The sequence below is a fragment of the bacterium genome (assembly GCA_035307765.1).
Classification (GTDB): domain Bacteria; phylum Sysuimicrobiota; class Sysuimicrobiia; order Sysuimicrobiales; family Segetimicrobiaceae; genus Segetimicrobium.
In genome coordinates this window covers 73,505-98,982 of record DATGHU010000040.1, presented here as the reverse complement: position 1 = coordinate 98,982, position 25,478 = coordinate 73,505, and the positions used below count along the sequence as shown (strand labels likewise).

18 protein-coding genes, 1 tRNA gene and 1 pseudogene are annotated in these 25,478 nt (G+C 66.4%); 18 read left to right on the top strand and 2 right to left on the bottom strand.

Annotated features, from left to right (window positions below; translation table 11 throughout):
* The 13 genes from VKV57_13715 to VKV57_13655 form a co-directional block, all read left to right on the top strand.
* Positions 1-1,195, top strand: a 1,195-nt coding sequence (locus VKV57_13715) for a Rieske (2Fe-2S) protein (GenBank protein ID HLW60959.1), incomplete at its 5' end; no start/stop codon positions are given.
* Positions 1,196-1,255: 60 nt separating this feature from the next.
* On the top strand, positions 1,256-1,684 hold the full coding sequence (locus VKV57_13710; GenBank protein HLW60958.1) for a cupin domain-containing protein: 429 nt from the start codon (positions 1,256-1,258) through the stop codon (positions 1,682-1,684).
* A gap of 163 nt (positions 1,685-1,847) precedes the next feature.
* Positions 1,848-3,644 carry a peptide ABC transporter substrate-binding protein gene (locus tag VKV57_13705; protein ID HLW60957.1) on the top strand — a complete coding sequence of 599 codons (1,797 nt, stop codon included), beginning with the start codon at positions 1,848-1,850 and terminating at the stop codon, positions 3,642-3,644.
* A 30-nt stretch (positions 3,645-3,674) separates the two neighbouring features.
* Positions 3,675-5,477 (top strand): peptide ABC transporter substrate-binding protein, encoded by a 1,803-nt coding sequence (locus tag VKV57_13700; protein HLW60956.1) that lies wholly within the window; start codon positions 3,675-3,677, stop codon positions 5,475-5,477.
* A gap of 35 nt (positions 5,478-5,512) precedes the next feature.
* Positions 5,513-6,457: an ABC transporter permease gene (locus VKV57_13695; protein ID HLW60955.1), complete on the top strand. Its 945-nt coding sequence runs from the start codon at positions 5,513-5,515 to the stop codon at positions 6,455-6,457.
* On the top strand, positions 6,450-7,430 hold the full coding sequence (locus tag VKV57_13690) for an ABC transporter permease (GenBank protein ID HLW60954.1): 981 nt from the start codon (positions 6,450-6,452) through the stop codon (positions 7,428-7,430). The genes VKV57_13695 and VKV57_13690 overlap by 8 nt, the downstream gene beginning before the upstream one ends.
* A gap of 867 nt (positions 7,431-8,297) precedes the next feature.
* On the top strand, positions 8,298-11,438 hold the full coding sequence (locus tag VKV57_13685; protein HLW60953.1) for a hypothetical protein: 3,141 nt from the start codon (positions 8,298-8,300) through the stop codon (positions 11,436-11,438).
* 411 nt (positions 11,439-11,849) lie between these two features.
* Entirely contained in the window at positions 11,850-13,034 is a 1,185-nt protein-coding gene (locus VKV57_13680) for a fructose 1,6-bisphosphatase (GenBank protein ID HLW60952.1), read from the top strand.
* A 151-nt stretch (positions 13,035-13,185) separates the two neighbouring features.
* Complete coding sequence (locus VKV57_13675; protein ID HLW60951.1) at positions 13,186-15,039, top strand: N-acetylmuramoyl-L-alanine amidase; 1,854 nt, start codon at positions 13,186-13,188, stop codon at positions 15,037-15,039.
* The gene (locus VKV57_13670; GenBank protein ID HLW60950.1) at positions 15,039-15,800 is read left to right on the top strand and encodes an MBL fold metallo-hydrolase; all 762 of its coding nucleotides are present in this window, start codon (positions 15,039-15,041) and stop codon (positions 15,798-15,800) included. Before VKV57_13675 ends, VKV57_13670 begins: the two co-directional genes overlap by 1 nt.
* A 21-nt stretch (positions 15,801-15,821) precedes the next feature.
* The gene (rph, locus tag VKV57_13665) at positions 15,822-16,556 is read left to right on the top strand and encodes a ribonuclease PH (GenBank protein ID HLW60949.1); all 735 of its coding nucleotides are present in this window, start codon (positions 15,822-15,824) and stop codon (positions 16,554-16,556) included.
* Positions 16,553-17,203 (top strand): RdgB/HAM1 family non-canonical purine NTP pyrophosphatase, encoded by a 651-nt coding sequence (gene rdgB / locus VKV57_13660; protein ID HLW60948.1) that lies wholly within the window; start codon positions 16,553-16,555, stop codon positions 17,201-17,203. Before rph ends, rdgB begins: the two co-directional genes overlap by 4 nt.
* Before the next feature lie 64 nt (positions 17,204-17,267).
* Positions 17,268-17,960 carry a hypothetical protein gene (locus VKV57_13655; GenBank protein HLW60947.1) on the top strand — a complete coding sequence of 231 codons (693 nt, stop codon included), beginning with the start codon at positions 17,268-17,270 and terminating at the stop codon, positions 17,958-17,960.
* Positions 17,961-17,967: 7 nt separating this feature from the next.
* Here the strand turns inward: VKV57_13655 and VKV57_13650 are convergent, their stop codons facing one another.
* A complete protein-coding gene (locus VKV57_13650) occupies positions 17,968-19,626 on the bottom strand; it encodes a DUF885 domain-containing protein (protein ID HLW60946.1) in 1,659 nt (552 codons plus the stop codon).
* Between the two features lie 218 nt (positions 19,627-19,844).
* On the opposite strand from VKV57_13650, the gene VKV57_13645 reads away from it, so the two are divergent.
* From VKV57_13645 to VKV57_13630, 4 genes and pseudogenes are all read left to right on the top strand, one after another.
* A tRNA-Pro gene (locus tag VKV57_13645) sits at positions 19,845-19,921 on the top strand.
* A 374-nt stretch (positions 19,922-20,295) separates the two neighbouring features.
* On the top strand, positions 20,296-21,498 hold the full coding sequence (locus VKV57_13640; GenBank protein ID HLW60945.1) for a beta-galactosidase: 1,203 nt from the start codon (positions 20,296-20,298) through the stop codon (positions 21,496-21,498).
* Positions 21,499-21,865: 367 nt separating this feature from the next.
* Positions 21,866-22,486: pseudogene (locus VKV57_13635) on the top strand (ABC transporter ATP-binding protein).
* A gap of 4 nt (positions 22,487-22,490) precedes the next feature.
* A complete protein-coding gene (locus tag VKV57_13630; GenBank protein ID HLW60944.1) occupies positions 22,491-23,720 on the top strand; it encodes a phenylacetate--CoA ligase family protein in 1,230 nt (409 codons plus the stop codon).
* 136 nt (positions 23,721-23,856) lie between these two features.
* Here the strand turns inward: VKV57_13630 and VKV57_13625 are convergent, their stop codons facing one another.
* Entirely contained in the window at positions 23,857-24,174 is a 318-nt protein-coding gene (locus VKV57_13625) for a hypothetical protein (protein HLW60943.1), read from the bottom strand.
* A 232-nt stretch (positions 24,175-24,406) separates the two neighbouring features.
* Here VKV57_13625 and VKV57_13620 point away from each other — a divergent pair, with 232 nt between their 5' ends.
* Positions 24,407-25,099 carry a ribonuclease H-like domain-containing protein gene (locus tag VKV57_13620; protein ID HLW60942.1) on the top strand — a complete coding sequence of 231 codons (693 nt, stop codon included), beginning with the start codon at positions 24,407-24,409 and terminating at the stop codon, positions 25,097-25,099.
* The last annotated feature ends 379 nt before the right edge of the window (positions 25,100-25,478 follow it).

The window sequence follows — 25,478 nt, the reverse complement described above, 5'->3', positions numbered from 1 at the left end:
CGACCGCGCGCGCGCCCTGTGCCACGGCCTATCGGCGGTGGCGCGCGACTGCGACGGTGCCCCGCCCCGGTTCGACCTGCGGCCGCTGCCGGGCTCGACCCTCGAGCCGGCCGCGCTCAAGCGCTGGCTCCGCCAGTTCGTGGAGGTGCGCGATGCGGAGGGAGCGGAGCGGTGCGTGGTCTCCGCGGTTCGCGCCGGATGCGACCATCAACGGATGGCGGACATGCTCTTTGCGGCGGCGACGGACCATCGTTTCATTCAGATCGGCCACGTCCTCGACTTCACGAATAAGGCGTTTGAGGCGCTGGACGAAGCGGGGTGGGCGCATGCGGAGCCGGTGCTGGCGAGCCTGATCCGAGGCTACGCCACGGCGGATCGGATGGAGGAGGACAACGCCTGGCGCCATCCGGTGGACCTGATCCGGATCCTGCAGGAAGCGTTCGAGGAGGTTCCCGCCGCGATCGCGGCGGGGCGAGAAGGGCGGGGCGGCCGCTGGACGGGCACAGACGCTCTGCTGCCGGTGCTGCTGGGGACAGATCCCCAGGCGATCGTCGACGCGCTGCTCGACGCGCTGCGCGAGGGGGCGCCGGAGGAGGCGTTGGCCGCAACCGTGTCCGCCGCGGCCGCGACGCGCATCGCGCAGTTTCACACCAGCAACGAATTTGGCGATTGGGATACGGCGCTGCACACGTTCACCTTCGCCAACGCGGTGCATCAAGGGGTGCGCCGTGCGGCGTCGCCGGAGCTGATGCGGGGGGTCTTCGATGCCGCGATCAGCGTCTACCTCGATCGCTTCTTGAACGTTCCGCCGGCCCATCTGCCCGATCCCGAAACCCGCGAGGACCCGGCGGCTATCCTCCGCGAGCTCCCGAAGGCGCTCGATCGCCAGCAGCAGGTCGCGGAGGCCGGGGGGATGGTCGCCCGGTATCTCCACAGCGGGGGGAGCCCCGACGCGCTGCAGGCGGTCCTCGGTGCCCTGTTGTTGCGCGAGGACAGGGACTTCCACACGATCCAGACGATCGAGGCTGCGGTCCGCCTCTCCGCCCGGCTGCGGGACACCCCCCACGGGGCCACCCCGCTGATCGCCGCCGCCCGCTACCTGGCCGCGCACGCTCCGACCGTCCGCGCCCAAGGGCAGACCTATCAGATCGCATCCCGCCTGCACCGGGGCGAGCGGCTCTTCGAGGGGGGGTAGAGACCCGGAGGTCGGGGCAGCCCCCGCGGCGTACTCACCCGGGGAGAGGGGGTGGCCCCCATGCCGGCTCCGCGGGCGACGTGCACCGTCATTTCTCCGGATGCGACCTTTCACGGGAAGCAAGATCTCGACTACTTCGCCGGGATCTCGGCCGAGAGCGTGGGTTCCTCCGGGCTCTGCATGCATCTCGTCACCATCCCGCCGCGCGCTCGGGCCAAACCGCATGCGCACGAACGTCACGAGACCGCCATCTACGTGCTCTCCGGCGAGGCGGCGATGTGGTTCGGCGAGGGCCTGCGGCAGCATCTGACGGTGCGGGCCGGCCAACTGCTGTACATTCCGGCGAACATGCCCCATCTCCCGTACAATCCCAGCGAGACCGAGGTCTGCACCGCCGTGTTGGCCCGCACCGATCCCAACGAACAGGAGAGCGTCGTGCCGTATCCCGCGCCCGACCCGGGGGAGCCCGCCTCGTCCCCGTCGGGGTGAACGCCGGTCGCTCCGCACCCGTAGGAATATCATAGGGAGGAGACCGCGGCCTCCCCGCGGAGGGAGTTCCCGCGGATATGACGAAAGGGGGTCCTGTTTCTGGCCGGTCTGCGCCACTTCGATGCGCCGTTATCATCACACCGGACCATGGGGAGGGTGCGGGATGCGAAAGGATGAGATTCATCACGTCATGACGCTGGGGGCGACGGGGCGCCTTTCCCGCCGCGAGGTGATCGTCCGCTTGGCCATGCTCGGGCTCGGGTCGAGCGCGATCGCCTCTACGCTGGCCGCTGCCGGGCTCCAGCCCGCTCGGGCGGCGGGCAAGCGGGGGGACAGCGGCGTGATCAAGCTGCTCTACTGGCAGGCGCCGACGATCGTCAACCCTCACCTGGCGCAGGGGACCAAAGACTTTCACGCCTCCCGCGTCTGCATGGAGCCGCTCTTGACCGTGAACGCCGCCGGCGCCTTCACCCCGGTGCTGGCGGCCGAGGTGCCGTCCCGCGCCAACGGCGGTGTGGCGGCCGACGGGAAGTCGGTTACCTACAAACTGAAGCCGGGGGTGAAGTGGGCGGACGGCCGCCCGTTCACCGCGGACGATGTGGTGTTCACCTACCAGTTCGTGTCGAACAAGGAAACCGCGGCGACCACCTACGGGACCTACGTCAACGTCGCGAAGGTGGAGGCGCTCAATCCCGCCACGGTCAAGATCACGTTCAAGACGGCGACCCCGGCCTGGTTCGTGCCGTTTGTGGGTGAGCAGGGGATGATCATTCCCCGCCACGCCCTCGACGCGTACGTCGGCAACAACGCCCGCAACGCCCCGTTCAACCTGAAGTCCTTCGGGACCGGGCCCTACAAGGTGGACACCTTCCGGCCGGGCGATCTGGTGGTCTACTCGATCAACGAGAACTATCGCGACCCCAACAAACCCGCGTTTTCGCAGGTGCAGATCAAGGGCGGCGGGGATGCGGTGTCGGCGGCGCGCGCGGTGCTGGAGACGGGCGAGTACGACTACGCCTGGAACTTGCAGGTGGAGTGGCCGGTGCTGGAGGCCATGACCAAGGGCGGGAAGGGTGTGGTGTTCACCGAACGGGGCTCGGGGGTCGAGCAGATCTACTGCAACACGTCCGATCCCACCAAAGAGGTCGACGGCCAGCGCTCCTCGGCGAAGGCTCCGCACCCATTCCTCGCCGATGTGAAGGTGCGGCAGGCGCTGGGCCTCGCCCTGGACCGGGACACGATCGCCAAGCAGCTCTACGGGGAGGAGGGGGATGGAACCGCCAACATCCTCACCACCCCCGCTTCGCTGAGCTCGAAGAATACAAAGATGGTGTACGACATCGCCAAGGCCAACCAGATGCTCGACGAGGCGGGATGGCAGCGCGGGGGCGACGGCACCCGGCAAAAGGGCGGCGTGAAGATGCAGATGACCTACGTCACCAGCGTCAACACGCTGCGGCAGAAGGAGCAGGAGATCGTCAAGGCGGGGTGGGGCAAGCTCGGCGTCGTCACCACCCTGCAGTCGGTGGACGCGGGGGTGTTCTTCAGCAGCTCGCCGGGGAACAACGATACCTACGCCCACTTCTACCGGGACGTGGAGATGTTCACCTCCACCTTCACTTCCCCGTTCCCCAACCAGTATATGGCCCGGTTCTACAGCGGCGAACCGGCGAAGGACATTGCGCAGAAGGAGAACAACTGGGCCGGCCTCGACATCTGCCGCTGGGTGGACAAGGAGTACAACCAGCTCTTTGATACCGCCCAGTCCGAGCTGGACCCGAAGAAGAACGACGCCCTCTGGATCAAGATGAACGACATCGTGGTCGCGCAAGGCGTGTCGCTCCCGCTCATCGATCGGAAGTTCGTCTCCGCCCGCTCCACGACATTGGAGGTGGGGGCGAACATGAGCCCGTTCGACAGTGAAACTCGGAACATCGCCGACTGGGTGCGCAAGGCATAGGGCGGGCGGCAGGGGATAGGGGGGCCGGCGATGGCGACGCGTGAGGCGCGCGGGATCCTGGCGAGGGGGGGAAGCGGTCGGCTCTCCAGACGCGAGGTGATCTCCCGCCTGGCGGCGGCCGGACTCGGGTCGACCGCCATCGCCTCGGCGCTTTCGGCGGCGGGGCTTCGGCCCGCCCGCGCCGCCGCGCCGGCCAAGCGGGGAGGAAGCGGACTCCTGAAACTCTTGTACTGGCAGGCCCCGACGATCCTGAACGCGCACCTCGCCGTGGGGGTGAAGGACGCCCATGCCTCCCACGTCTGCACCGAGCCGCTCCTGACCGTGGACGAGGCCGGGGTGTTCCGGCCGGTGTTGGCCGCCAGCGTGCCGACCCGGGCCAACGGCGGGCTCTCCGCCGACGGGAAGACCGTGACCTACACGCTCAAGCGCGGCGTCCGCTGGGCCGACGGCCGGCCGTTCACGGCGGATGACGTCGTGTTCACCTTCCAGTTCGTCAACCACAAGGAGACGGGCGCGATCAGCTACGCCTATTATCAGGACGTGGAGAGGGTCGAACCGCTCGATCCCTACACGGTCAAGATCACCTTCAAGCACCCCACGCCGGCGTGGTACCTGCCGTTTGTGGGGTCGAACGGCCAAATTCTGCCCCAGCACGCGCTGGACGCCTACATCGGCAGCAACTCGCGCAACGCCCCGTTCAACACGAAGTCGTTTGGCACCGGGCCCTACAAGGTGGAGACCTTCCGGCCTGGGGATCTTGTCGTCTACTCGATCAACGAATACTACCGGGATCCCGCCAAGCCCGTGTTCGACCAGGTGCAGATCAAGGGCGGCGGCGACGCGGTCTCGGCCGCCCGCGCCGTGCTGGAGACCGGGGAGTACGACTACGCCTGGAACCTCCAAGTGGAGTGGCCGGTGCTCCAGCAGATGGCGCAGGGGGCCAAAGGGGCCATCCTCGCGGTCGGCGGCGGCGGCGTCGAGCAGATCTACTGCAACCAGAGCGATCCCACGAAGGAGGTTGACGGGCAGCGCTCCTCGCTTCGGGGGCCGCACCCCTTCCTGACGGATGCGAAGGTTCGGCAGGCGATGAGCCTGGGGATCGACCGCGAGACGATCGCCAAGCAGCTCTACGGCCAGACGGGGGAGTCGACCGCGAACGTGCTGACGACCCCCACGCGGGTCAACTCGAAGGACACCAAGGTGATCTTCGACCTCGCCAAGGCCAACCAGTTGCTGGACGAGGCGGGATGGCAGCGCGGGTCCGACGGCGTCCGGCAGAAGAACGGGGTCAAGCTCGAGCTGACCTACGCCACGAGCGTCAACAGCCTCCGGCAGAAGGAGCAGGAGGTCGTCAAGGCAGGGTGGGAGAAGCTCGGCATCCGGGTGACCCTGAAGGCGGTGGACGCGGCGGTGTACTTCGGCAGCATGCCCGGCAACAACGACACCCTGTCTCACTTCTACACCGACACGGAGATGCACACGGCCACGTTCGGATCCCCGTTCCCCGCCACGTACATGGCGCGGTTCTACAGCGGGGATCCGGCGAAGGACATCCCCCAGAAAGAGAACAACTGGTCGGGGCAAAACATCTGCCGCTGGGTCAACAAAGACTACAATCAGCTCTACGAGAAGGGCCTCGTCGAGCTCGACCCTAAGAAGAACGACGAGTTGTGGATCAAGATGAACGACCTGGTGGTGGGGCAGGGCGTTTCGCTGCCGATCATCGACCGCAAAGACGTCTCGGCGCGGGCGAAGACGCTGGACGTCGGCCCGAACATGACCCCGTTCGACAGCCAGACGTGGAACATCGCCGACTGGAGGCGCGTCGGCTAAGGCACCCACTCGCGGGGGCCTGCGAGGTCGCCACGATGACCGCCTACATTAGCCGCCGGCTCGTGACGTCAATCCCCACGCTGATCCTGATCAGCATGGTGGTGTTTGGGATCCTCGCGCTCGCCCCCGGGGACCCGTTGGGGCAGTTCGCGGCCAACCCGGACATCCCGCCGGAGGTCCGGCTCAACATCCTGCACCAGATGGGGCTGGATGAGCCGATTCCGATCCGGTACGCGAAGTGGGCGACCGCGTTTCTCCGAGGCAACTGGGGGTACTCGTTTGCCAGCCACGTCGAGGCGAGCCGCTTGATCCTCCAGCGGCTGCCCACCGACCTGTGGGTGATCGGCGCCGCGTACCTCGCTGCGATCCTGATCGCGATCCCGATCGGGGTGTTGTCGGCGGTGAAGCAGTACTCGCTTTTCGACCAGGTCGCGACGACCGGCGCGTTCATCGGGTTCTCGCTGCCGACGTTCTTCACCGGAGTCCTGCTGATCATCATCTTCAGCGTCCGGCTGCACTGGCTGCCGTTCATCTACAACGTACAGGTCACCGGCCCGGTGGGGATGATCAAGCAGGCGATCATGCCGGTGGCGGTCCTGGCACTATTCCAGGCGGCGGGGCTGATGCGCTTTGTACGGTCATCGATGCTGGACAACGTCCGGCAGGACTACGTGCGCACCGCCCGGGCGAAGGGGCTTCGCGAGCGCGGGGTGATCGTGCGGCACGTCCTGCGCAACGGGCTGATCCCGGTGGTGACGCTCTTGGCCCTGGGGCTGCCGGCGGTGTTCACGGGAGCGGTGGTGACCGAGCAGATCTTCCGGGTGCCAGGGATCGGGTCGCTGCTGATCGCGTCGATCCAGAACAGCGACACCCCGGTCGTGATGGCGATCACATTCCTCTACGCCATCCTCGTGGTCATCTTCAACCTCGTCGCCGACGTCGTCTACGGCCTGCTCGATCCCCGGATCAAGTATGGCTAGCACCCGGCCGGAATCCCTCCCCGACCTGCCGGTGTTGCCGGACGGCGCCGCCGCGATACGGGGTCCGGCCAGCCCGGTTGTCGCCGGCCGCCGGTACACCCGGTCGTTGTGGGGGGACGCATGGCGCCGGTTCCGGCGCCATCGGCTGGCCATGGTCGGGGCGGGGGCGTTTCTCTTCTTCACCGCGGCGACGCTGGTCGGTCCGGTGATTTACCACGTCGGGATCAACACGATCGACTTCCGGGCCTCGATGGCGCCGCCGTCGGGGGTCCACCCGTTCGGGACCAATGATCTGGGGCAGGATATGCTCGCCCGGGTGCTCTACGGCGGCCGGATTTCGATCGCCGTGGGGATCGCCGCGATGCTGATGTCGGTGACGCTCGGCACCATGGTGGGGGCGATCTCGGGATTCTTCGGGCGCACGACGGACATGATCCTGATGCGCATCACCGACGTGTTCATCTCGCTGCCGCAGCTGCCGCTGCTCCTGCTGGTCATCTACCTCTTCCGTGACTCGCTGGCCAGGCGCCTTGGGCCCCAGCTCGGGATCTTCTGGTTGATCGTCGGCGTGATCGGCGGGCTGAACTGGATGCACACCGCCCGCCTGATCCGGGCGGGGTTCCTGTCGATCAAGGAGCGGGAGTTTGTGGAGGCCGCCCGATGCATCGGCGTCGGGCCGGGGGGGCAGATCTTTCGCCACATCCTGCCGAACGTCCTCAGCCCCGTGATCGTCTCCGCGACCCTGTCCGTCGGTTCGGCGATCATCGCGGAGTCGACGCTGTCGTTCCTGGGGCTCGGATTTCCGCCGGACGTCCCCACCTGGGGGCGTCTCCTCTACGACGCCCAGAACTACCTGGAACTCGCCCCCCACATGGCCCTCTTCCCCGGGCTAATGATCTGCCTCACGGTCCTGTCCGTAAACTACGTCGGTGACGGCCTCCGGGACGCTCTGGACCCCACCCGCACCCTTTAACGCCCCACCTCGACCTTAACGCCGCTCTCGCCTGCGGGCGGTTCACCTCGGGCCGCGCAGAAATTGATACCCTTGGGGGGAGGTCATGGGGACCGCGATGGCTTTAGGCGCTCACTCATCGCCGACTTGCATCGATGTGGAGGTGGCGTGCCGGAATATGCGCGCTCTCCCGATGTCTCTAAGCCGTCAGGCCTTGGCATCGATCGAGCCACCCCTACCGGATAAGATACTGTCCTGGTTCTAATTCCGGTGCAGACCCGCCTCATTTGAACCCCCAGAATGGTATTAAGACTGCCAAAGGAATCGCGCTGCTTGGCGTAGTCAGTAGAGATCGAAAAGAGTCGCATGCACCAATGGATTGATTCCCCGCTCTTCGGATCGAGGCGTGTCCCGGGCTCCACAGGTGGGTTCTGGGCTTCTCTGAGAAGGGGGTGGGTGGTGGGAACGAGCCGGTCGAGTTTCAGCGCGCGGTGTCCGCTCTACTTCCTCGTGACAGTGTTCTTGTCGATCACGGTCTCCCTATCTTACATTGGCCTGATGGCGCCAGCCGTTCATGCCGCCAATGGTGGCGGGGGTGGCACGGGGGTGCCCGGCGCGAACGGTTCATTTGACGACCAATCGACATCTTCTGGGGCAACTGCGGCGGGCACTGGCGGGAACAACAATGGCAGCGGGGGCGGTGGAGGCGTCGGCGGCAACGGAGGCAGCCAAAATTCCGGCCCGACGGCCGGGAATGGCGGCAACGGGGGAGATGGCGGGACCGGTGGGGACGACGACGGCAACGGAAGTGGGGCAAGTACAGGGGGCCACGGCGGTAACTTCAACACGAACGGGTCCGGCAGTGGCGGGGGTGCAAGCGCGACGGGCATGGGCGGGAACCAGAACGGGAACGGCGGCACCGGGGGGAACGGGGGGAACGCTGGAAGCAGTAACGACGGGACGACGGGTAGCGGCAGCGGGTATCGCGGCTCGGCCGGGAGCGGGGGCAACGGCGGGGCGGGCGGGAACGGCGGCTCCACGAACGGAACCGGCCGCGGGCTAGGCACTGGCGGGAACGGCGGCGACAACAACACCAACAGTTCCGGGAACGGTGGTGCCGGGGCCGGCACCGCCACAGCCGGCGGCAACAACGGGAACGGCGGCAACGGGGGCAGCGGCGGCAACGGTGGGAGCGCAAACAGTGCGGCGACCGGGAGCGGGCAGAGCGGTGGGTTTCCTGTGGGGACGGAAAGTGACGCCGGGAGCGGGTTCGGCGGCGGGAGCGGCGGCAGCGGGAGCTTTGGAAACGGGAACGCCAGCGGGATTGGTGTAGGTGGTGCAGGCGGCAACGAGAACACCGGTAACTCCGGCAGCGGGGGCGCCGGCACGGGCACGGCGAAGGGCGGCTCCAATAACGGGAACGGTGGCAAGGGGGGCAATGGCGGCAACGGCGGGAGCAGCAACAGTGCGCAATCAAGCGACGTGCAGCAGGGCCAATACAGCGAAGCGGACGCCGGCAATGGCTTTCGTGGGGGCAACGGTGGGAGCGCCGGTGATGTCAACGGGACCGGCAACCCCGGCAATGTCGGCAGCGGCACGGGCGGCCGGGGCGGTGACGAGAACGTAAGCAATTCCGGTCACGGTGGAACCGGCACGGCGACATCAACCGGCGGCAGCAACAACGGGAACGGCGGCAACGGGGGCAACAACGGGGGCGGCGGGAACAGCAACACCTCGCACTCGGGCGTAAACAGCACGACCGATGCCGGCGATAGCTACCGCGCTGCCGGCGGCAGCGATGGCTTTGCGCCCAGTGGGGGTAACGGAGGGACACACAACGGGAACGGCACCGGCTCCGGTACCGGCGGCAACGGCGGCAACGAGAACGTCAACAATTCCGGTAACGGTGGAAATGGCACGGGTACCGGAACGGGCGGGAATAACAACGGGAACGGCGGTAACGGGGGCAATACCGGGCACGGCGGGAACAGCAACACCGCATCGGCCGACACCATCGGCAATTCCTCCTTTGCCAATGCCGAGGCCGGGAACAGCCAGCGGAGCGGGGTTGCGGGGAATGGCGGCAACAACAACGGGAATGGCATCGGTACCGGGATAGGGGGCAGCGGTGGCAACGAGAACGGCACTAATTCCGGGAACGGGGGCAATGGCATAGGGATTGGTACGGGCGGCAATAATAACGGGAATGGCGGCAACGGGGGTAACAGCGGAAGCGGCGGCAGCAGCAACAGCGCAACTGCAACAGGCACGGGTGGATCATTTGCGAATGCGATTGCCGGGAATGGGGGCAGCGGCGGGGCCGGCGGAACCGGCGGCGGCACTAACGGTGATGGCATTGGCACCGGTACTGGCGGAAGCGGCGGCAACGAGAAACTTAACAATTCCGGCAACGGGGGCAACGGCACGGGCACAGGGACGGGCGGGAACAGTAACGGAAACGGCGGCAATGGGGGCAACGGTGGCACCGGCGGCAACAGTAACATCGCGGATGCCGTCGGAAACTCGGTTGCCGGGTCCGGTAGAGGAAGTGGCGGCGGTGCCGGTGGTAGTGGTGGCAACAATAACGGGAACGGTACCGGGATCAACGGCACGGGCACGGGTGGCAGCAGCAACGGCAACGGTGGGGCTGGTGGCAACGGCGGCGATGGCGGCAATAACAACACGGCGAGCGCAGTGAATTCCGCCGGCGGGGCCTTCGCGGGGAACGGCGCCTTTGGCGGCGGCAGTGGTGGGAGCGGGGGCAGCAACAACGGGAACGGTACCGGGACCAATGGTACGGGCAGTGGTGGCAGCAACAATGGTAACGGCGCCGCGGGCGGGAACGGTGGCAATGGCGGCAATAACAACGTGGGAAGCGACAGCAACGCCTCGAATCCCCTTGGCGGCTCGGGGGCTGGTCAGGGACGTGTCGGCGGCAGTGGTGGGAGCGGGGGCAGCAACAACGGGAACGGCACCGGCCTGAACGGTGGCACGGGGACCGGCGGGAACAACAACGGCAACGGCGGTGCGGGGGGCAACGGCGGCAATGGAGGCAATAGCAACACGGTGGCCAGCGTGGCTGCCCCGGGTGGGGCTGGCGCAGGTAATGGCGGCAACGGCGGAGCGCAGGGCCCTGCGGGCGGTAACGGGGGCAGCAACAACGGGAACGGCACGGGTACCAACGGCACAGGCACGGGCGGGAGCAACAATGGCAACGGCGGCACCGCCGGGAACGACGGGAACGGCGGAAATAACAACACGTCGATTGCCAACAACTCCCCGCTCTCTGGCGGGGCCGGTGCCGGTCAGGGCCGCAACGGGGGCAATGGTGGCAACGGCGGCAACAACAACGGGAGCGGCACCGGCACCAACGGCACAGGCACGGGCGGAACCAACAACGGGAACGGCGGGGCGGGTGGCAACGGTGGCGCAGGTGGCAATGGCAACACGGCGAGCACCGGCACCTCCCCCAACGGTGCCGGTGCTGGTCAGGGCGGCGGTGGGGGAAGTGGCGGTAACGGCGGGAACGACAACGGGAACGGCACGGGCACGAACGGCATGGGTACGGGCGGGAGTAACAACGGGGACGGCGGGACAGGTGGGAATGGTGGGAACGGCGGAAACGGCAACACGGCGAACGCCGGCGACTCCCTCAACGGGGTCGGGGCCGGCAAAGGCGGCCCTGGCGGGAACGGTGGCGCGGGCGGCGACGGAAACGGGAACGGTACCGGTATCAAAGGCACGGGGACAGGCGGAAACGACAACGGCAACGGCGGAAATGCCGGCAACGGCGGTAACGGGGGGAGCGGCAATTCAGGCGGGGGAAACGGGGGCGGTGGGGGGAACGGTGGCGACGGGGGCAGCGGCAATGGCAACGGATCTGGCAGCGGCGGAACCGGTGCGGGTGGGAGTCATAATGGCAACGGGGGCTCCGGCAGCAATGGCGGCACGGGCGGTAACAACAACTCGGGCGGCGGCGGTAACGGCGGGCACGGCGGCAGTGGGGGTCATGGTGGCGGCAACAACTAACAAGCGCCGCGGCGTGCAGTAGATTTCCCGCAGGAACATCGAGGGGGTGGAGCGCCATCGCCCTGGCGACCGGTGCTCCACTCCCTCAAGGCTCCACAGAAAAAACTTCGTCTGACACCCCCACTGGGACTTGCGCCACTCCGTTCACCCAATCACCATCGGGCTTCATCGGAAACTGCAACTGCATTTTCCCCCAAGGCCACACCGCGAGCAGGGTCAACTTTGGAAGCCACTTTGTCCTTTGGGGTTCCACTTCGGATCGCGCAGGCTTGGAGCGGCAGGAGCCCCACTCCCGCCAGAGAATTGGACAAGGGATTCCATCGAGGATCTTCCAGCTATAATAGAAGAGAGATGGGAGTGATCGGGTTCCTCTGCCGATGTGACTGAGGTATCTGTGGGGGAGGTGCGGGGATGGCAGGGTCCACGGGTCGAGCCCCGATAACAATCACGGCGATCAAGGCGGATGTGGGGAGTATCGCCGGGCATACCCAACCCAGTCCCGAGATGCTTAAAGTCGCCTCGGAGATGGCGGGGGCCCAGCGCGGCAAGTTGCTGGTTGACTGTCGCGTCACCCATACCGGCGACGACATTTGCGTGTTGATGACTCACCGCCACGGGGTCGAGGCCGAAGCGGTCCACCGGCTGGCCTACGACATCTTCATGGAGGCGGGCTCCGTCGCGGAGCGGCAGGGGTTGTACGGCGCCAAGCAGGACATCCTGAAGAGCGAGTTCTCCGGCAATATCCAGGGGATGGGGCCGGGGGTTGCAGAGGTAGAGATCGTCGAGCGACCGGCGGAGCCGTTTATGGTCCTCACCGCCGACAAGACCGAGCCCGGTGCTTTTAACCTCCTGCTCTACCTCACGTTCTGCGATCCGATGTATTGTGGCGGGCTCCTGCTGAGCCCGGATGTCGGCAAAGGGTTCACGTTCACCGTTGTGGACGTCAACCATACGGAAGCGGAGCGGGAGATTACCCTGAAGGCTCCGGAGGATCTCTACGATCTCGCCGCGCTTCTGCGCGACACCGGCCGGTTTGTCGTGAAGAGCATTCACTCCCGCGCCCATCCAAACGAGCAGGCGGTCGCCCTCAGCACGACCCGGCTCAAGCACATCGCCGGTCGGTACGTGGGGAAAGACGATCCGGTCGCCATCGTGCGCACCCAGAAAATTTTCCCCGCGACCGAGGAGTTCGGGCTGGCGTTCAGCAAGATTCCCTATGTCGCCGGCGACTGCCGCGGAAGCCACAACATGCCGCTGGCCCCCGTCCCGCTCAACACGGACTCGAGCATCTTTTACTGTCTGCCGATGGTGTCGGCGGCGGGCTACTCCATTCGGGATGGGGTGTTGACCGGCCCGATCGACCTGTTCAAGAACCCAGTGTGGGAGGTGTTCCTGGAGCAGGCGGTCCGGAAGGGCGCCGAGATCCGCTCGCAGGGGTTCTTCAACCCGGCGATGCTCGGCATGGAAGAACTCGAGTACGGCGGCATTATGGAGCGGCTGAAGGCGCTCGATCAGCGCTTCGTCCTCAACGGGGCGCGCGACGGCGATCGGAATCAAGCCGCGGCTTCGGCGGTGCGCAAATCCCAGAAGCGGTAGGCCGGCTAAGCCGGCTCTCCCTCACAGCGGCGGTCGGGGTCGGAGCGTTCCCCCGACCGCCGGTTGTTTGGGAGTCGGCAGGAGCCCGGGGTTTGGGTTCGAATAGCCACCCACTGTTGCGGTGCGCGTGCCCCCTGCATCGGAGGTCTCCATGAAGCTGTTGTCCGCCGCGGCGACGATCGCCGTGATTCTTGCGCTCTGGTCCAACCCGGGCTCGGCGGAGAACGGCTTCCCCCAGGTCACGGTCAACGATCGGGTGGTCGCATTTTCCGCTCCACTCGCACTTCAGCACGGCGCGGTGATGGCCCCGCTGGCGCCGCTGGCCGCGTCGTTCGGCGCCACGATGGTCTGGGATCGAGACGCCCATACCGCCACGGTGACGTCCGCGGCGGGGTTGGCGGTGCGCCTGAGCATCGGGGAGGCCGAGGCGCTGGTGGGCGCGGAGCGGGTGGAGCTTCCCACCGCCCCAGTGCTCAAAGGCGATGTCGTGGTCGTGCCCGCCGCGGCGGTGCTGCGGGCGATGGGGGCGTACGTGAAAGAAGGGGAGGGCCGCGTCGAGGCCCTTTCCCAAACGACCGGCGTGACGTGGGGCCGGCACGACGGCGTCCTGACCTTTGTGATCGCCACATCTGGACCGGTGGGCGCCGACGCCCACCTGCTGGATGCGCCCGACCGGCTGGCGGTGGATATCAGTCACTCTGCGGATCTCATCGAGAAGCCGGTGCTCGCGGTCGGTGATGCGGACGTTGTCCGCGTGCGCCACGGCCAGTTTCAGGTTCGACCATTTGTCACGCGGGTCGTGTTCGATCTTACCCGCCGCGTTCCGTATCGGATCGCCGTCGCTCCCGGAGCCGTCACGGTGACGATCGGCGACGCGATTCCCGCTGCCCGGACCCCGCCCGCGGAGGGGGCGTTGCCCCCCGAACCCGAGCTCGACAGTCAGCCTGCGCCCGCGGGCGTCGAGGCGGAGACGCACCCGGAGCGGGACGATCGAAGCGCGCCGGCGGTGTCCCCCGACGTCGCCATCCGCGACGTCCCCGTCGAACACCCAACCGCGGTGCCGGCGGAGCCGCTGGCGCCGCCCCCGCTCCCACCGTTTGCGGACGCTCCAGGCGCGTTCCATCTTCAAGCGGTGACCTACGATATCCAGAGCGGCACCGGTCATTTGACGATCATCGCCTCTCAGCCGGCGGTATATCAGGTCAAACAGTTCGTGTACCCGTCCCGGCTGGCGATCGACCTCCCTGGGGCGGTCTTCATGCCGCGGCGTCAAGATCTCGAGGTGGGGAGCAGCACCATCCGGAACGTGGTCGTCGAGCAACTGCACACCGCGCCAAACCTCGCGCGGATCATGATCAACCTGCGCCGGCAGTCCGACTACTCCGCGAGCACGACGGACGAGGGCCGCCGCATCGACCTCGTCTTCGGCGACGGCGCGAGGGCCGCACCCCCAGGGCCGGCCGTGATCATCGACCCCGGGCACGGGGGCGCCGACAGCGGGGCGGTGGGCCCCACCGGCCTGCGCGAGTCGACCGTCACCCTGGCGATCAGCCGGATGGTGCAGCAGCGGCTGGCGCGGCAAGGGATCCGTGTGGTCCTCACCCGGACCGACGACAGCACCGTCGCCCTGGAGGACCGCCCGGATGTCGCGCAGCGAGCAGGAGGGGTCGTGTTTGTCAGCATCCACGCGAACGCCAGTCAGAGCCCTCTGAAGGAAGGAACGGAAACCTACTACGGGACCGCCGATAGTCATGCTCTGGCGATGATGATCCAGAGTGAGGTCGTGCAAGCGTTGGGTGAGCCCGACCGGGGGATTCGCACCGCGGATTTCTACGTCATTGTCAAGACCCCGATGCCCTCCGTGCTGGTCGAGACCGCGTTCATCAGCAACCCGGTGGAGGAACGGTTGCTGCGTCGCCCCGCGGTTCAGACGCGGATCGCCGAGGCCATCGCGCGGGCGATTCTTCGCTTCCTGGCATCCCGCAGCGCAAGCCTCGTCCCCTGATGCAGTTGATCGTGCTTGGCCGGTGGTCTCCCTACCCGGCCCCCGGCGGTGCATGCCCCAGCTACCTGGTGCAGGAGGGTTCAACTCGCGTGATGCTGGACTGCGGGCCGGGGGCGGTGGCTCGTCTGCGCCAGCACTGTGAGGCCCACGACCTGGACGCCCTGGTGCTCAGTCACCTGCACGTGGACCATATTCTGTCGATCTATCCACTCCGCGATGCCTACGAGTGGCAGCGGGTGGACCCGAAGCGCCCGCCGCTGCCGGTCTACGCTCCCGATGACGCCGCAGAGTTGCTGGTGCGGATACTGCGGGGTCCGGAGTCGGTGGCACGGTTTCGCGGCACGTTCGTCTTTCGTCCGATCACCGAGACCTCGGTCGAGTCCGTAGGCCCGCTGCGGCTGACCTTCGCCCGGACCGCACATCCCGTTTACTGCCTGGCCGTGCGGATCGAGTGCGCCGGTCGCACGTTCGTCTACTCCGCAGACTCCTCGCCGACGGCGGCCCTGGAAGCGCTCGCCCGCGGGGCGAACCTGCTGCTCTGCGAGGCGACCTTTCCCGACTCCCACGCCGGCCTCGCCGCCCAGGTGGGACATATGACCGCGACGCAGGCCGCCGAACTCGCGTCGCGTGCCGGGGTGGAACGTCTGGTGCTCACGCATTTCTCGCCGCAGTTCGATCCGGAGGAGCAGCGGCGCGCCGCCGCGAAGATCCTTCACACTCGCGCCCTGATCGCAGAAGAGAACGCCCGCTACCCAATCTGATGTCGAGAAGGGAGCTCCGCTGTGCCACGCGGTGATGGCCGCCAACCGGACGAGCTCCGGCCGCTCGTTCTCCGGCGGCGCTTCAGCAAGTTTGCGGAGGGCTCGGTGTTGATCGAATTGGGCGACACCCGCGTCGTCTGCACGGCCAGCATCGAGGAGCGCGTGCCTCCCTGGCTGCGGGGAGCCGGCCAGGGCTGGCTCACCGCCGAATACGGCATGCTGCCTCGGTCGACCCACGAGCGGAGTCCACGCGATGCGACGGCCGGAAAGGTGGGCGGCAGGGTCCACGAGATCCAGCGATTGATCGGCCGGTCGTTGCGCGCCGTCGTCGATCTCGAGCGTCTCGGTGAGCGGACGATCTGGATCGACTGCGATGTGCTGCAGGCGGACGGCGGCACCCGCACGGCGTCGATCACCGGCGCGTTCGTGGCGCTGATGGATGCCCTGACGCTGCTCAAGCGCACCAACGCCGTCTCCAAGTTCCCCGTGCGGGAGTTCCTCGCCGCGACCAGCGTCGGTATCATCGATGGGGCTCCGGTTCTCGACCTCACCTTTGCTGAAGACTCTCGCGCCCGGGTGGACATGAACATCGTCATGACGGAATCCGGGAAGTTCGTCGAGATACAAGGGACCGGCGAGGGGGCGGCGTTCAGCAAAGCGGAGGCGAGCGCCCTGATGGCCCTCGGTGAGCGAGGCATCGTCACCCTGATCGCCAAGCAGCGTGAGGTGCTCGCGGACGTCCTGACCGCTCCGTGAGCGGGGCGCACCGCCGGCCGTGCCTGGTCCTGGCGACCCGAAACCCCGGCAAGGTCCGGGAGATCGCCGCCGTGTTCGCTCACCTGCCGATCGTCTTGCGCTCGCTCGCTGACTACCCGCAGATCGGCGAAATCCCTGAGGAGGGGAAGACCTACGCCGATAACGCCGGGGCCAAGGCCCTCACGGTGGCGGCGGTTACCGGGGAAGTCGCGCTCGCCGATGACTCCGGGGTGGAGATCGAGGCGCTAGAGGGGGCCCCTGGGATTCACTCCGCGCGCTTTCTCGGAGAGCAGGCGACGGACGCCGACCGCAACGCACGGGTCCTCGCCTTGCTGCGGGAGACCCCGGACGCCCACCGGACGGCGCGGTACCGGGCCGCGGTCGCCGTGGCGCTGCCGGCGGGCACGGTCAGGATCTTTGAAGGCACCTGTGTGGGGCGCATCGCCCGCGATCCGCGGGGGAACGGCGGGTTCGGGTACGATCCGATCTTCGTGCCGGAGGAGGACCCTAGGACGATGGCGGAGGTCCCCCCGGACGTCAAGAATCGCCTGAGCCACCGCGGCCGCGCGCTCCGGTTGGCGGAGCCGTACCTGATCGAGATCCTCCGCTTGGCGGGGAAGGATCGACAGGCCCGGGGCGCCAAATAAGTATCTCTGGGCCGTTGAGGGGCAGGTCCGGTGTCGACCGCGTGATCGCAGCGAAAGGAGATAGATGACCCTGAGCAAGTTTCTGACCTATTGGTCGCTCACCTTCGCCATTCTCGTCATCTGGGGGTTTTCCGTTGCCGTCGCGTTTGCCGACGTCAAGGACGAAGCGTTGAGTGCCATCCGGAAGAAGTTGGGGCGGGCGCGCCTCCGGCCGATGGATCCGCTGGCGGGCCGGACCGTGTCGGAGACGCTGGCGACAACGGCGATGGACGAGAAAGAACGATGGGTGTTCCATCTGGTCAGCGAGATCTCGATCCCCCTCAAGCTGAACGTGCGGATCATGGTGGTGCAGGACTCGATGGCCCACTACCTCGTGCACTTCGCCCAGGGGAAGCGCCTCGTCTCGTACCGCGTGGACAAAGCTTGGGTTGCGGACGCGATGGCGGGCAAGGCGGAGGCGCGTGAGCGGATCCACACCGCGGTCGACCAGTACCTGCGTCAGGAGTTCCTCGGCCAGAAGATTCCCCCCAAGGTCCCGGCACCGCCCGCGGCCAAACCGGCCGCACCAGCCGCCGGCGGCGCAACGCCTGCCGCCGCACCGGCTGCCGCCGCGGCCCCAACTGCCCAGCCGGCGGGACAGGCCGAAATGAGCCGCGACGAGAAGATCGCCGCCGCCAGAGCCAAGGCCGAGGCGATGAAGGCCGAAAGAGCGGCCGGGGGAGGGACGCCTCCGGCCGGAGGGACTCCGCGAAGTTGATCCGGACCTACAAGGCGGCGGCGTCCGATCCCAGGAGCTGCCGCCGCGCCAGGGGAATGGGGGGGGCACCCAAGGCCAGAAGTCTGTCGTGAAAGTTCCGGAGAGAAAACCCGGCGCCTTCCTGACGGCGCAGGTCGTCCCGAAGCTTGCGGATCATCAATTTCCCGAGCGTGTAATTCAGATACCCGGGATCGAACGTCCCGCGCACCGCTTCCCGCTCCGCGGGCAAGGGATCCATATAAGCCTCGGTGACGAACATCCATGCTGCGGCGTTCGTCGACATGCCCCGCGTGTGCATCTCCAGGGCGGCAAGGAATCTGACATTCCGGAGAAGCGCTTCCGAGAGTTGGGCGATGCGAAGGCGGGGATTTCGTGCCCCATACCCCGCCTCGAGCATCATCTCCTCACAGTAGTGCGCCCACCCTTCGACGAATGAATAGCTGGTGAGCACCCGCCGCAGAGGCCGCGGCACCTCTTTCATCTTGAGGAAGTGCACGTAATGCCCTGGATAGACTTCGTGGATGCCCACGTCCCGCAGGGTCGCATAATCGAACTTTCGCAACCACTCTTCCTTCTGCGCGGAGGTCCACCCCGGTTCGGGCGGGGTGAGATAGTAGAAGGATTCACCCGTGCTTTCGAAGGGCCCTGACGTATCCATCATCGCAAACGCCCAGCGAGCGAAGGGAGGGGTTTCTTCGACGCGGCACCGCCCCGCGGGGGGCATGGAGATCAGGGCGTGGGTCTCCACAAATCGCCGGAGCTCATCCAGGACGTGCTCCGCCTCGGGGATGAGGCGGTCGGCCGAAGGGTGGTCCTCGGCCTGCCGGATCATCACGGCGCGGACCGCGGCTGCTGGGTCGATCTGCGCGGCCGCCTCGCGCAGCAGAGCCTGGTTGTGCCTGAGATCTTCGCGTCCGATCTCAAGGAGGCGCTCGACGGGGAGGTCCACCATTTCCCCCACCCGAAGCATCGTCCGGATGTGCGCTTCGCCGATGGCGAAGGTGTCCACCGCGTTCGCGCGTCCCTCGTGCTCCAGGTACTCCATGAACCGGCGGAAGGCGGCGAGCGCGTCCGCGTTGGCGCGCTTGAACTTTTCCCACAGCGATCCACCCCCGATGGGGCGGACCGCCTGCACCAACTCTCGCTCCTGGAATTGGATGATGCCGGCGTATACTTCAAGGGCAGTTTCGAGGAAAGGGAGGGGGATGGGCTCCCGAAGTGTTTCTTTGGCGACCGCGAGGTAATCTGGGATTTGTCTGAGGTGCTCGCAAAGCGAGCCAACGCGTTTGGCCAGCGGCGCGTAGTCGCGCTTGATGTAGCCGCTGAGATCGAGGGGGCCGGAGAAAGCAATGGGATTGCGCTCGAACTCGCGGAGGGCCTCCAGCTCAAACATTTCCTCGTCGACCGCCAGCGCGACAAGCGCACGGTCGTGTACATCGTCGGAATCCAGCGCCAGCGGGTTCAGTCCGGACACGCGGTCGCGGAAGCTCCGCAGGGCGGAAATCCGCCGGGCTTGGGTCGGCTCTCGGAAGTCCTGGATCCGGCCGTCGTATTCGTGGAGCCCCAGCGCTGCGGCCGTCGTCGGCTGGGCTTCGAATAAGGCGGTGAGATATTCTTCGGTCAGCTGCGCGAGCAGCCGAGCGGGGGTCGGTGGGGGGGTGGACACGTGTGGCACTCCGTTCACGCCAGGGATACGCGTCGTTCCCTTCACCGTCCCATTCCCGAACTCCTGGCTCAATGGAGATGGGGCTGGAAAGCTGGTGTCTGCTGGGCTTGGCAAGGTGGACTCGGGGTCGTGGAGAACCCTAATACCCGGTATAATAGAGGGCGACTCAGCGCGCCAGGAATCGTGTAATCGGTCACGACGCGGAAAGGCGTAGAAATCGGGGCGTGGCGCAGCTTGGTAGCGCGTCTGCTTTGGGAGCAGAAGGTCCCCGGTTCAAGTCCGGGCGCCCCGACCAAACCAAACAGGATAAGGTTTCCGCACGATTCGCCCGAGGACTTGCACAGAACTCCGCCCGAGAACCTCGCTGGCACGACAATCCCGTCAGTCGCCGCAGAGGCGACAGTGTATCCAATGCCGGAGGTGGGATCGATGTCCGAGAAATCGCCTGCCAGCGTGGCTATACGGAGCGTCGAGGGTCCCAACGGGGCCCAAACGGGCGTTCTGGGGCGCCCAGGGGGTCCGGATGACGCGGATGGGGCTGGGCTCTGCGAAGGGAAGGAGTGAGGGCATCAAAACGGAAATGTCAGTTCAGAAACCGATAGAGAATTTTCGGTTCCATATATTCTTGGCGAAGTCCGCTAAGATGAGCACATGAAAAGAGACCGGCACATGTTCAACGGAGCGTCGAACTCGCTCATTCGAATTGCGGCGCTATGCCTGACGGTGCTTCTTTCATATGCTGGCGCGATCCCAGCCCACAGCGCCGCCATGGGGTCGCCGCCCCAGGGTCTCTATGTCTACTCGTACCCGGCCTTCGTCCAGAACGGCACATGGGAGAAGGCGCTTACCGTCAACGGGTTCAATGGCGGCGCCGTCGTCATGACGTGGGCGGAGATCGAACCTTCCAGGGGTGTGTATGATTTTTCAGAGTTTGACCGCAGGATCAAGCTCGTGCGCTCGCATGGTCTGTCGATCGAACTCGGTATCCTCGCAGGGGGGAACGCGCCGGGTTGGATCTACCAGGCGTCGTCCAAGGACCAAAGTGCCAAGAAGCTCAACTTTGTTTTTTCGCATCATCAGGGCCAGGGACACCTCATCAACGTGACCCTTGCGCCGCCCTGGGACCCCACGTATCAGGCCGCTTTTGCCGATATGCTTGATCATGTCGCGCAGCACCTGCGTTCGATCGATGTTCTGAAGTACGTCTCTGTCGCAAAGCTCACGGGAGTCAACACGGACACCGATGAGGCCCGTCTGCCTGCCGAAACGCCTCGAGAGACCGGAAACCCGGGCGTCTCGGACGCAATCGCCACTTGGAGGAGCGTTGGGTACCGGCCTGCGCTCGTTGTTCAAGCCGTGCGAGGCGTTGCGACGGCGTGGACGCGAGCCTTCCCAGACACTTGGTTGGCGCTCCCCATCATACCCGAGGGCTCGTTTCCGCCGATCGGGGAAAATGGGGGGGCCCAGAGTGGAGGTCGGGCAAAGACTGCCATTCGCAAAATAAACGCCGATATTGTCGGCGCGGCGGAAAGCGTATCCCGTGGCCATTTTCTACTTCAGATGGACTGGCTGATAGCCGGTAAACCTGTTCGGCCGTTGGTGATGGAACTGGCAAAACGGTTCATGGTACCGGTTGCGTGGCAGACGAACTTCTACCTGGGTGGCGAGGGGAAAGGCGCCGCCTGCGGCGGGGAGTTTGGGAATGCGACTCGCTGTACCGACGCCTCATTCCTGAGCCTGCTCGAGGCCGGCATACACCCCGAGGGCGGATCCGGCCCCAATGAAAAGGGCGCGTTCGTTGAAGTGTTCCCGCCGGATGCGATCCAATTCGCAGGGGCGATCACGCGGGCGCACGACGAGTGGGCTCGCTAGCGTTAGCGAATGAGATCCAATCAAAAGTCCCGCGCTACGCTCACCCAGTGTCCTCAGTCAAAAGTATGCTTCATTAATTCTCGGGTATTGGAGCCAGTCCAACCACGAACTCCTACGGCGGCTCGAGTCCGTCGGTCACCTGCGGCCTGAGGGCGGGAGCGTAGCCTTGATCGTGGGCACCCGATGGTAGATCGCTTCGACGTCCGCCGCGGTCAACGCGACACCCTAGGGTTCCGCGAGTTCTTGCTAACGCGGGTACCCATTGGACGAATTATTCAGCGAACATTTGGCATCGAACGCTCCTCCAATGGTCACAAATGGACTCGCGTCAACAGCTGCCCCCTAATCCCCCTCTGCCTTGGCTGCGGTGACGCGGGGTACCGTCGAATTCGCCGGCCGGCGCCTCGATACGTGCGACCCGGCAGAGGTCGTCCGCCGCGGTGTGGTGCAGGTGATGGAGGGGCGCCGGCCGTTCGAGCACCTGACCGTCGAAGAGAACCTGTTGACCGGCGCGTATGTCCGGCGCGATGCGGCGGCGGTGCGACGGGATCTCGATGCCGTGTACAATTATGTCCCGCGGCTCGCGGAGCGGCGCCGCGTGCGGGCCGGGTACACCTCAGGCGGTGAACAGCAGATGCTGGCCATCGGGCGGGCGCTGATGGCGCGGCCGCGTCTCATGCTTCTCGATGAACCCTCGATGGGACTCGCCCCCCTTCTTGTCGGCGAGATCTTCGACATCATGGTCCGCCTCAACCGGGAGGAGCGCGTGGCGATCCTGCTGGCGGAGCAAAATGCCGCACGGGCGCTGGAGATCGTCGAGTACGGCTACGTGCTCGAAAATGGCCGCGTCGCGCTGGATGGCAGCGCGGCGGCGCTGCGCGCCAACGAGGACGTGAAGGAGTTCTATCTGGGTCTTTCCGGGGAGGGACAGCGGCGGAGTTATCGGGATGTGAAGCACTACCGGCGCCGTAAGCGGTGGCTCTCCTGACCGCATGACGCGCTCTGATTCGCTCCACTCTCCGGCGGAAGGCGACCCTCCTGACGCTCGCCAGGCTCGGCAATTGCGGCGGTTGGGCCTGGCGCTGGCGGAGACGTCGGCGGCGGGCGCCCGCGATGCGGCCGAACGGGCGGGGTTGCTTGACGGCGTCCCCACGATCGACCTCCTGCAACGGGTGCCCCTCCTGCGCAAAGAGGCGCTGCCCGCCTACCAGGCCGGTGCGCCGCCGCTTGCCGGTTGGGGAGCGTGGGAACGGGTGCGCAAGCTCTTCGCCTCCCCGGGACCGATCTACGAACCCGAGGGCGCTGGACCGGACCCCTGGGGTTGTGCACCGGCCATGCACGCGGCTGGATTCCGGGCGGGCGACGTTGTGCTGAACTCGTTCTCCTATCATATGAGCCCCGCCGGCTCGATCATGGAAGGAGGGGCGCTCGCGCTGGGCGCGATCGTCATCCCGGGCGGTGTCGGGAATACGGAACTGCAGTGTCGGGCCGCGGCTCACCTGCGCGCCACGGGATATGTGGGCACGCCGAGCTTTCTGGCGATACTGCTCGAAAAGGCCGGTGACCTTGCGATCGACCTCTGCTTGGAGGTGGCGCTTGTCTCCGCGGAGCCGCTTCCGGAGTCCCTGCGCCTGCACTTCGCCTCCCGCGGCGTGCGCGCGCAGCAGGCGTACGCAACGGCCGACGCCGGGGTCATCGCGTATGAGTGTCCCTTCGCCGAAGGGCTTCACCTTGCGGACCGGTGCATCGTGGAACTCGTCGATCCCGAGACCGGCGCCGGCCGGACCGGAGGAACCGGGCGAGATCGTCGTCACCCTGCTCGATCCTACCTATCCGCTGCTGCGCCTTGCGACGGGGGATCTTTCGGTGCTGGTCCGCGCGCCTGCCGGTGTGGCCGGACGGCGCCGCGTCTGCACGGGATTCTTGGGCGGACCGGCGACGCGGTCAAGGTGCGCGGGCTCTTCGTGCATCCGTCCGCGCTGCGGTCGGCGATGGCCCGCCATCCCGAGGCACACCGCTACCAGTTTGTTGTCCGCCGGGATGGCAACCTAGACGAGCTCGTTGCTCGCGTGGAGGCGGAACGACCCGATGCGACGCTCGCCGAGAGGGTGGCGGCCGCCGTCAAGGACGTGACGCGCCTTCGGGTAGTGATGGAGTTAGTCGCGCCGGGGACTCTGGCGGACGCGCGGCCCGTGCTCGTCGACGAGCGCCATTGGTCCTAGCTCGCGCCGGCGCACCGCACCATCAGCCGTGAAGCAAGGCATGTCGTCGCGGGGGCTGGTCCTTGTCCACGCGTCGACCCAACCCGCCCGCCGAACGGAGAATGCTGTCCCTGCGTCGTTCCTTTGCTCTCGGGGGCTAGATGCGGCAGCCGAATTCCGATAAGACCTTGACCAGCCAGCGCTCGCCGATCTTAAAGGCCGTGATGGGGCGGGGGTCCAGGGTCATGCGTGAAAGCGCGGTGGCGCGGCGCGCGATCTCCGCCGCCTTCTTATAGTGCAGCGCCTCGTTTCGGCCGTACTCGAGCAGCGTGAGGATCGTCTCATCGATCCAATGGACGACCTGCTTGCCGAAGGGGAGGTCGTCTAAGTTAAACTCTTCGGAGGGCGTTTTCTCAATCGCCCGCCCCCAGTCGTGCAACTCCGCGTCGGAGATTTCGAGGTCGTCGAGTCGCATCCACGGGCCTCCGGTTCTTGCCGCTGCGTTCGGGTGCGGCGGCGATCCCGTGTCGCGGGCTCGACGCGCGCAAGGAGTTATTGCCCAAAAGACAGGTGCTTGTGGACCACCCGGCCGGCGGCGCTGCGCTCGCCGTCGAGCGCAGGTGTGGAGGTGGTCATCCGGGGGCAGGCGAAAAGATGTGTGGCGCTGGTACGGTTCGCGCCCGCCGGTTTGAGGAGGCGCCCGCCGGATGGCCAAACCCCCAATAGCGATCGACATCGAGACGGTGGGCCAGGATTGGGGCACGTTGGCTCCCGAGGTCCAGGCCTACCTCCTCGATACGGCGAAGGGGGAGACCCAGCGCGATGAGATACCGGAAAGGTTAGGGCTGCACCCGGGCACGGGGAACATCGTCGCCGTCGGCCTCTGGTACCCTGACGAGGACCGCGGGGCCATCCTCCTCGAAGGAAGCGCGCAGGACTGGACAGACTTCCCTCCCCATGCCAAGCTCTTTCAAGATCGGGAAGACGCCCTGCTGCGGGAGTTTTGGCGGATCATCAGCGACGCGGCCGGAACCATCGTGACTTTCTACGGCCGGTCCTTCGATGCGCCGTACCTGATGCTGCGCTCGGCGATCTTGGGGGTGGTACCCACTCGGAACCTGCTGCCCTACCGCTACAGTTTCCAGGACCATTGCGACCTGGCGGAGGTGCTGAGCTTTAGGGACTCCCGGCGTCCTGGCGGGAACCTTGACTTCTGGTGCCGCCAATTTGGCATCGATTCGCCGAAGGCGGAAATGGACGGCCGTGACGTCGCGGGCCTCTACCGGGAGCGGAAGTATGAGGAGATTGCCCGGTATTGTCTGGGCGACGCCCGGGCCACCGCCCGGCTCTACCTCCGCCTCCGTCCGATCATCCGGCTGATGGACCAAGAACGGTCCTGAGGTCTTGCGCCGGGTGGGTGGAGATCCGCCCGAGGTTTCAGCGAGGTCACCATCGAGGCGCGAGGTTTAAGCCTCAGCGGAGTCGGGAATACATACTCAACGGAACCTAGGATCGCGAAAGGGGGTGTCATTTCCATGATCTTCCTCCTGTTGGGCCTCCTGATTCTGGCGGCCACCGGGCACATGATTCTCCGGTAGGGCCGTCTAGGGACCGAGCGATCGGGTAAGAACCGCCGCATCCACGGGCGGATGGAACTGTGGGGGATGGGAGCGCCCGCTCCGTTGTGGAGCGTTCCGTTGACAGGGCAGCGCCACGAGGGAGGACCGATCGGTCGGTCCTCCCTCAACCTATCTAAAACCGGTGTGTCTCGGGCAAATA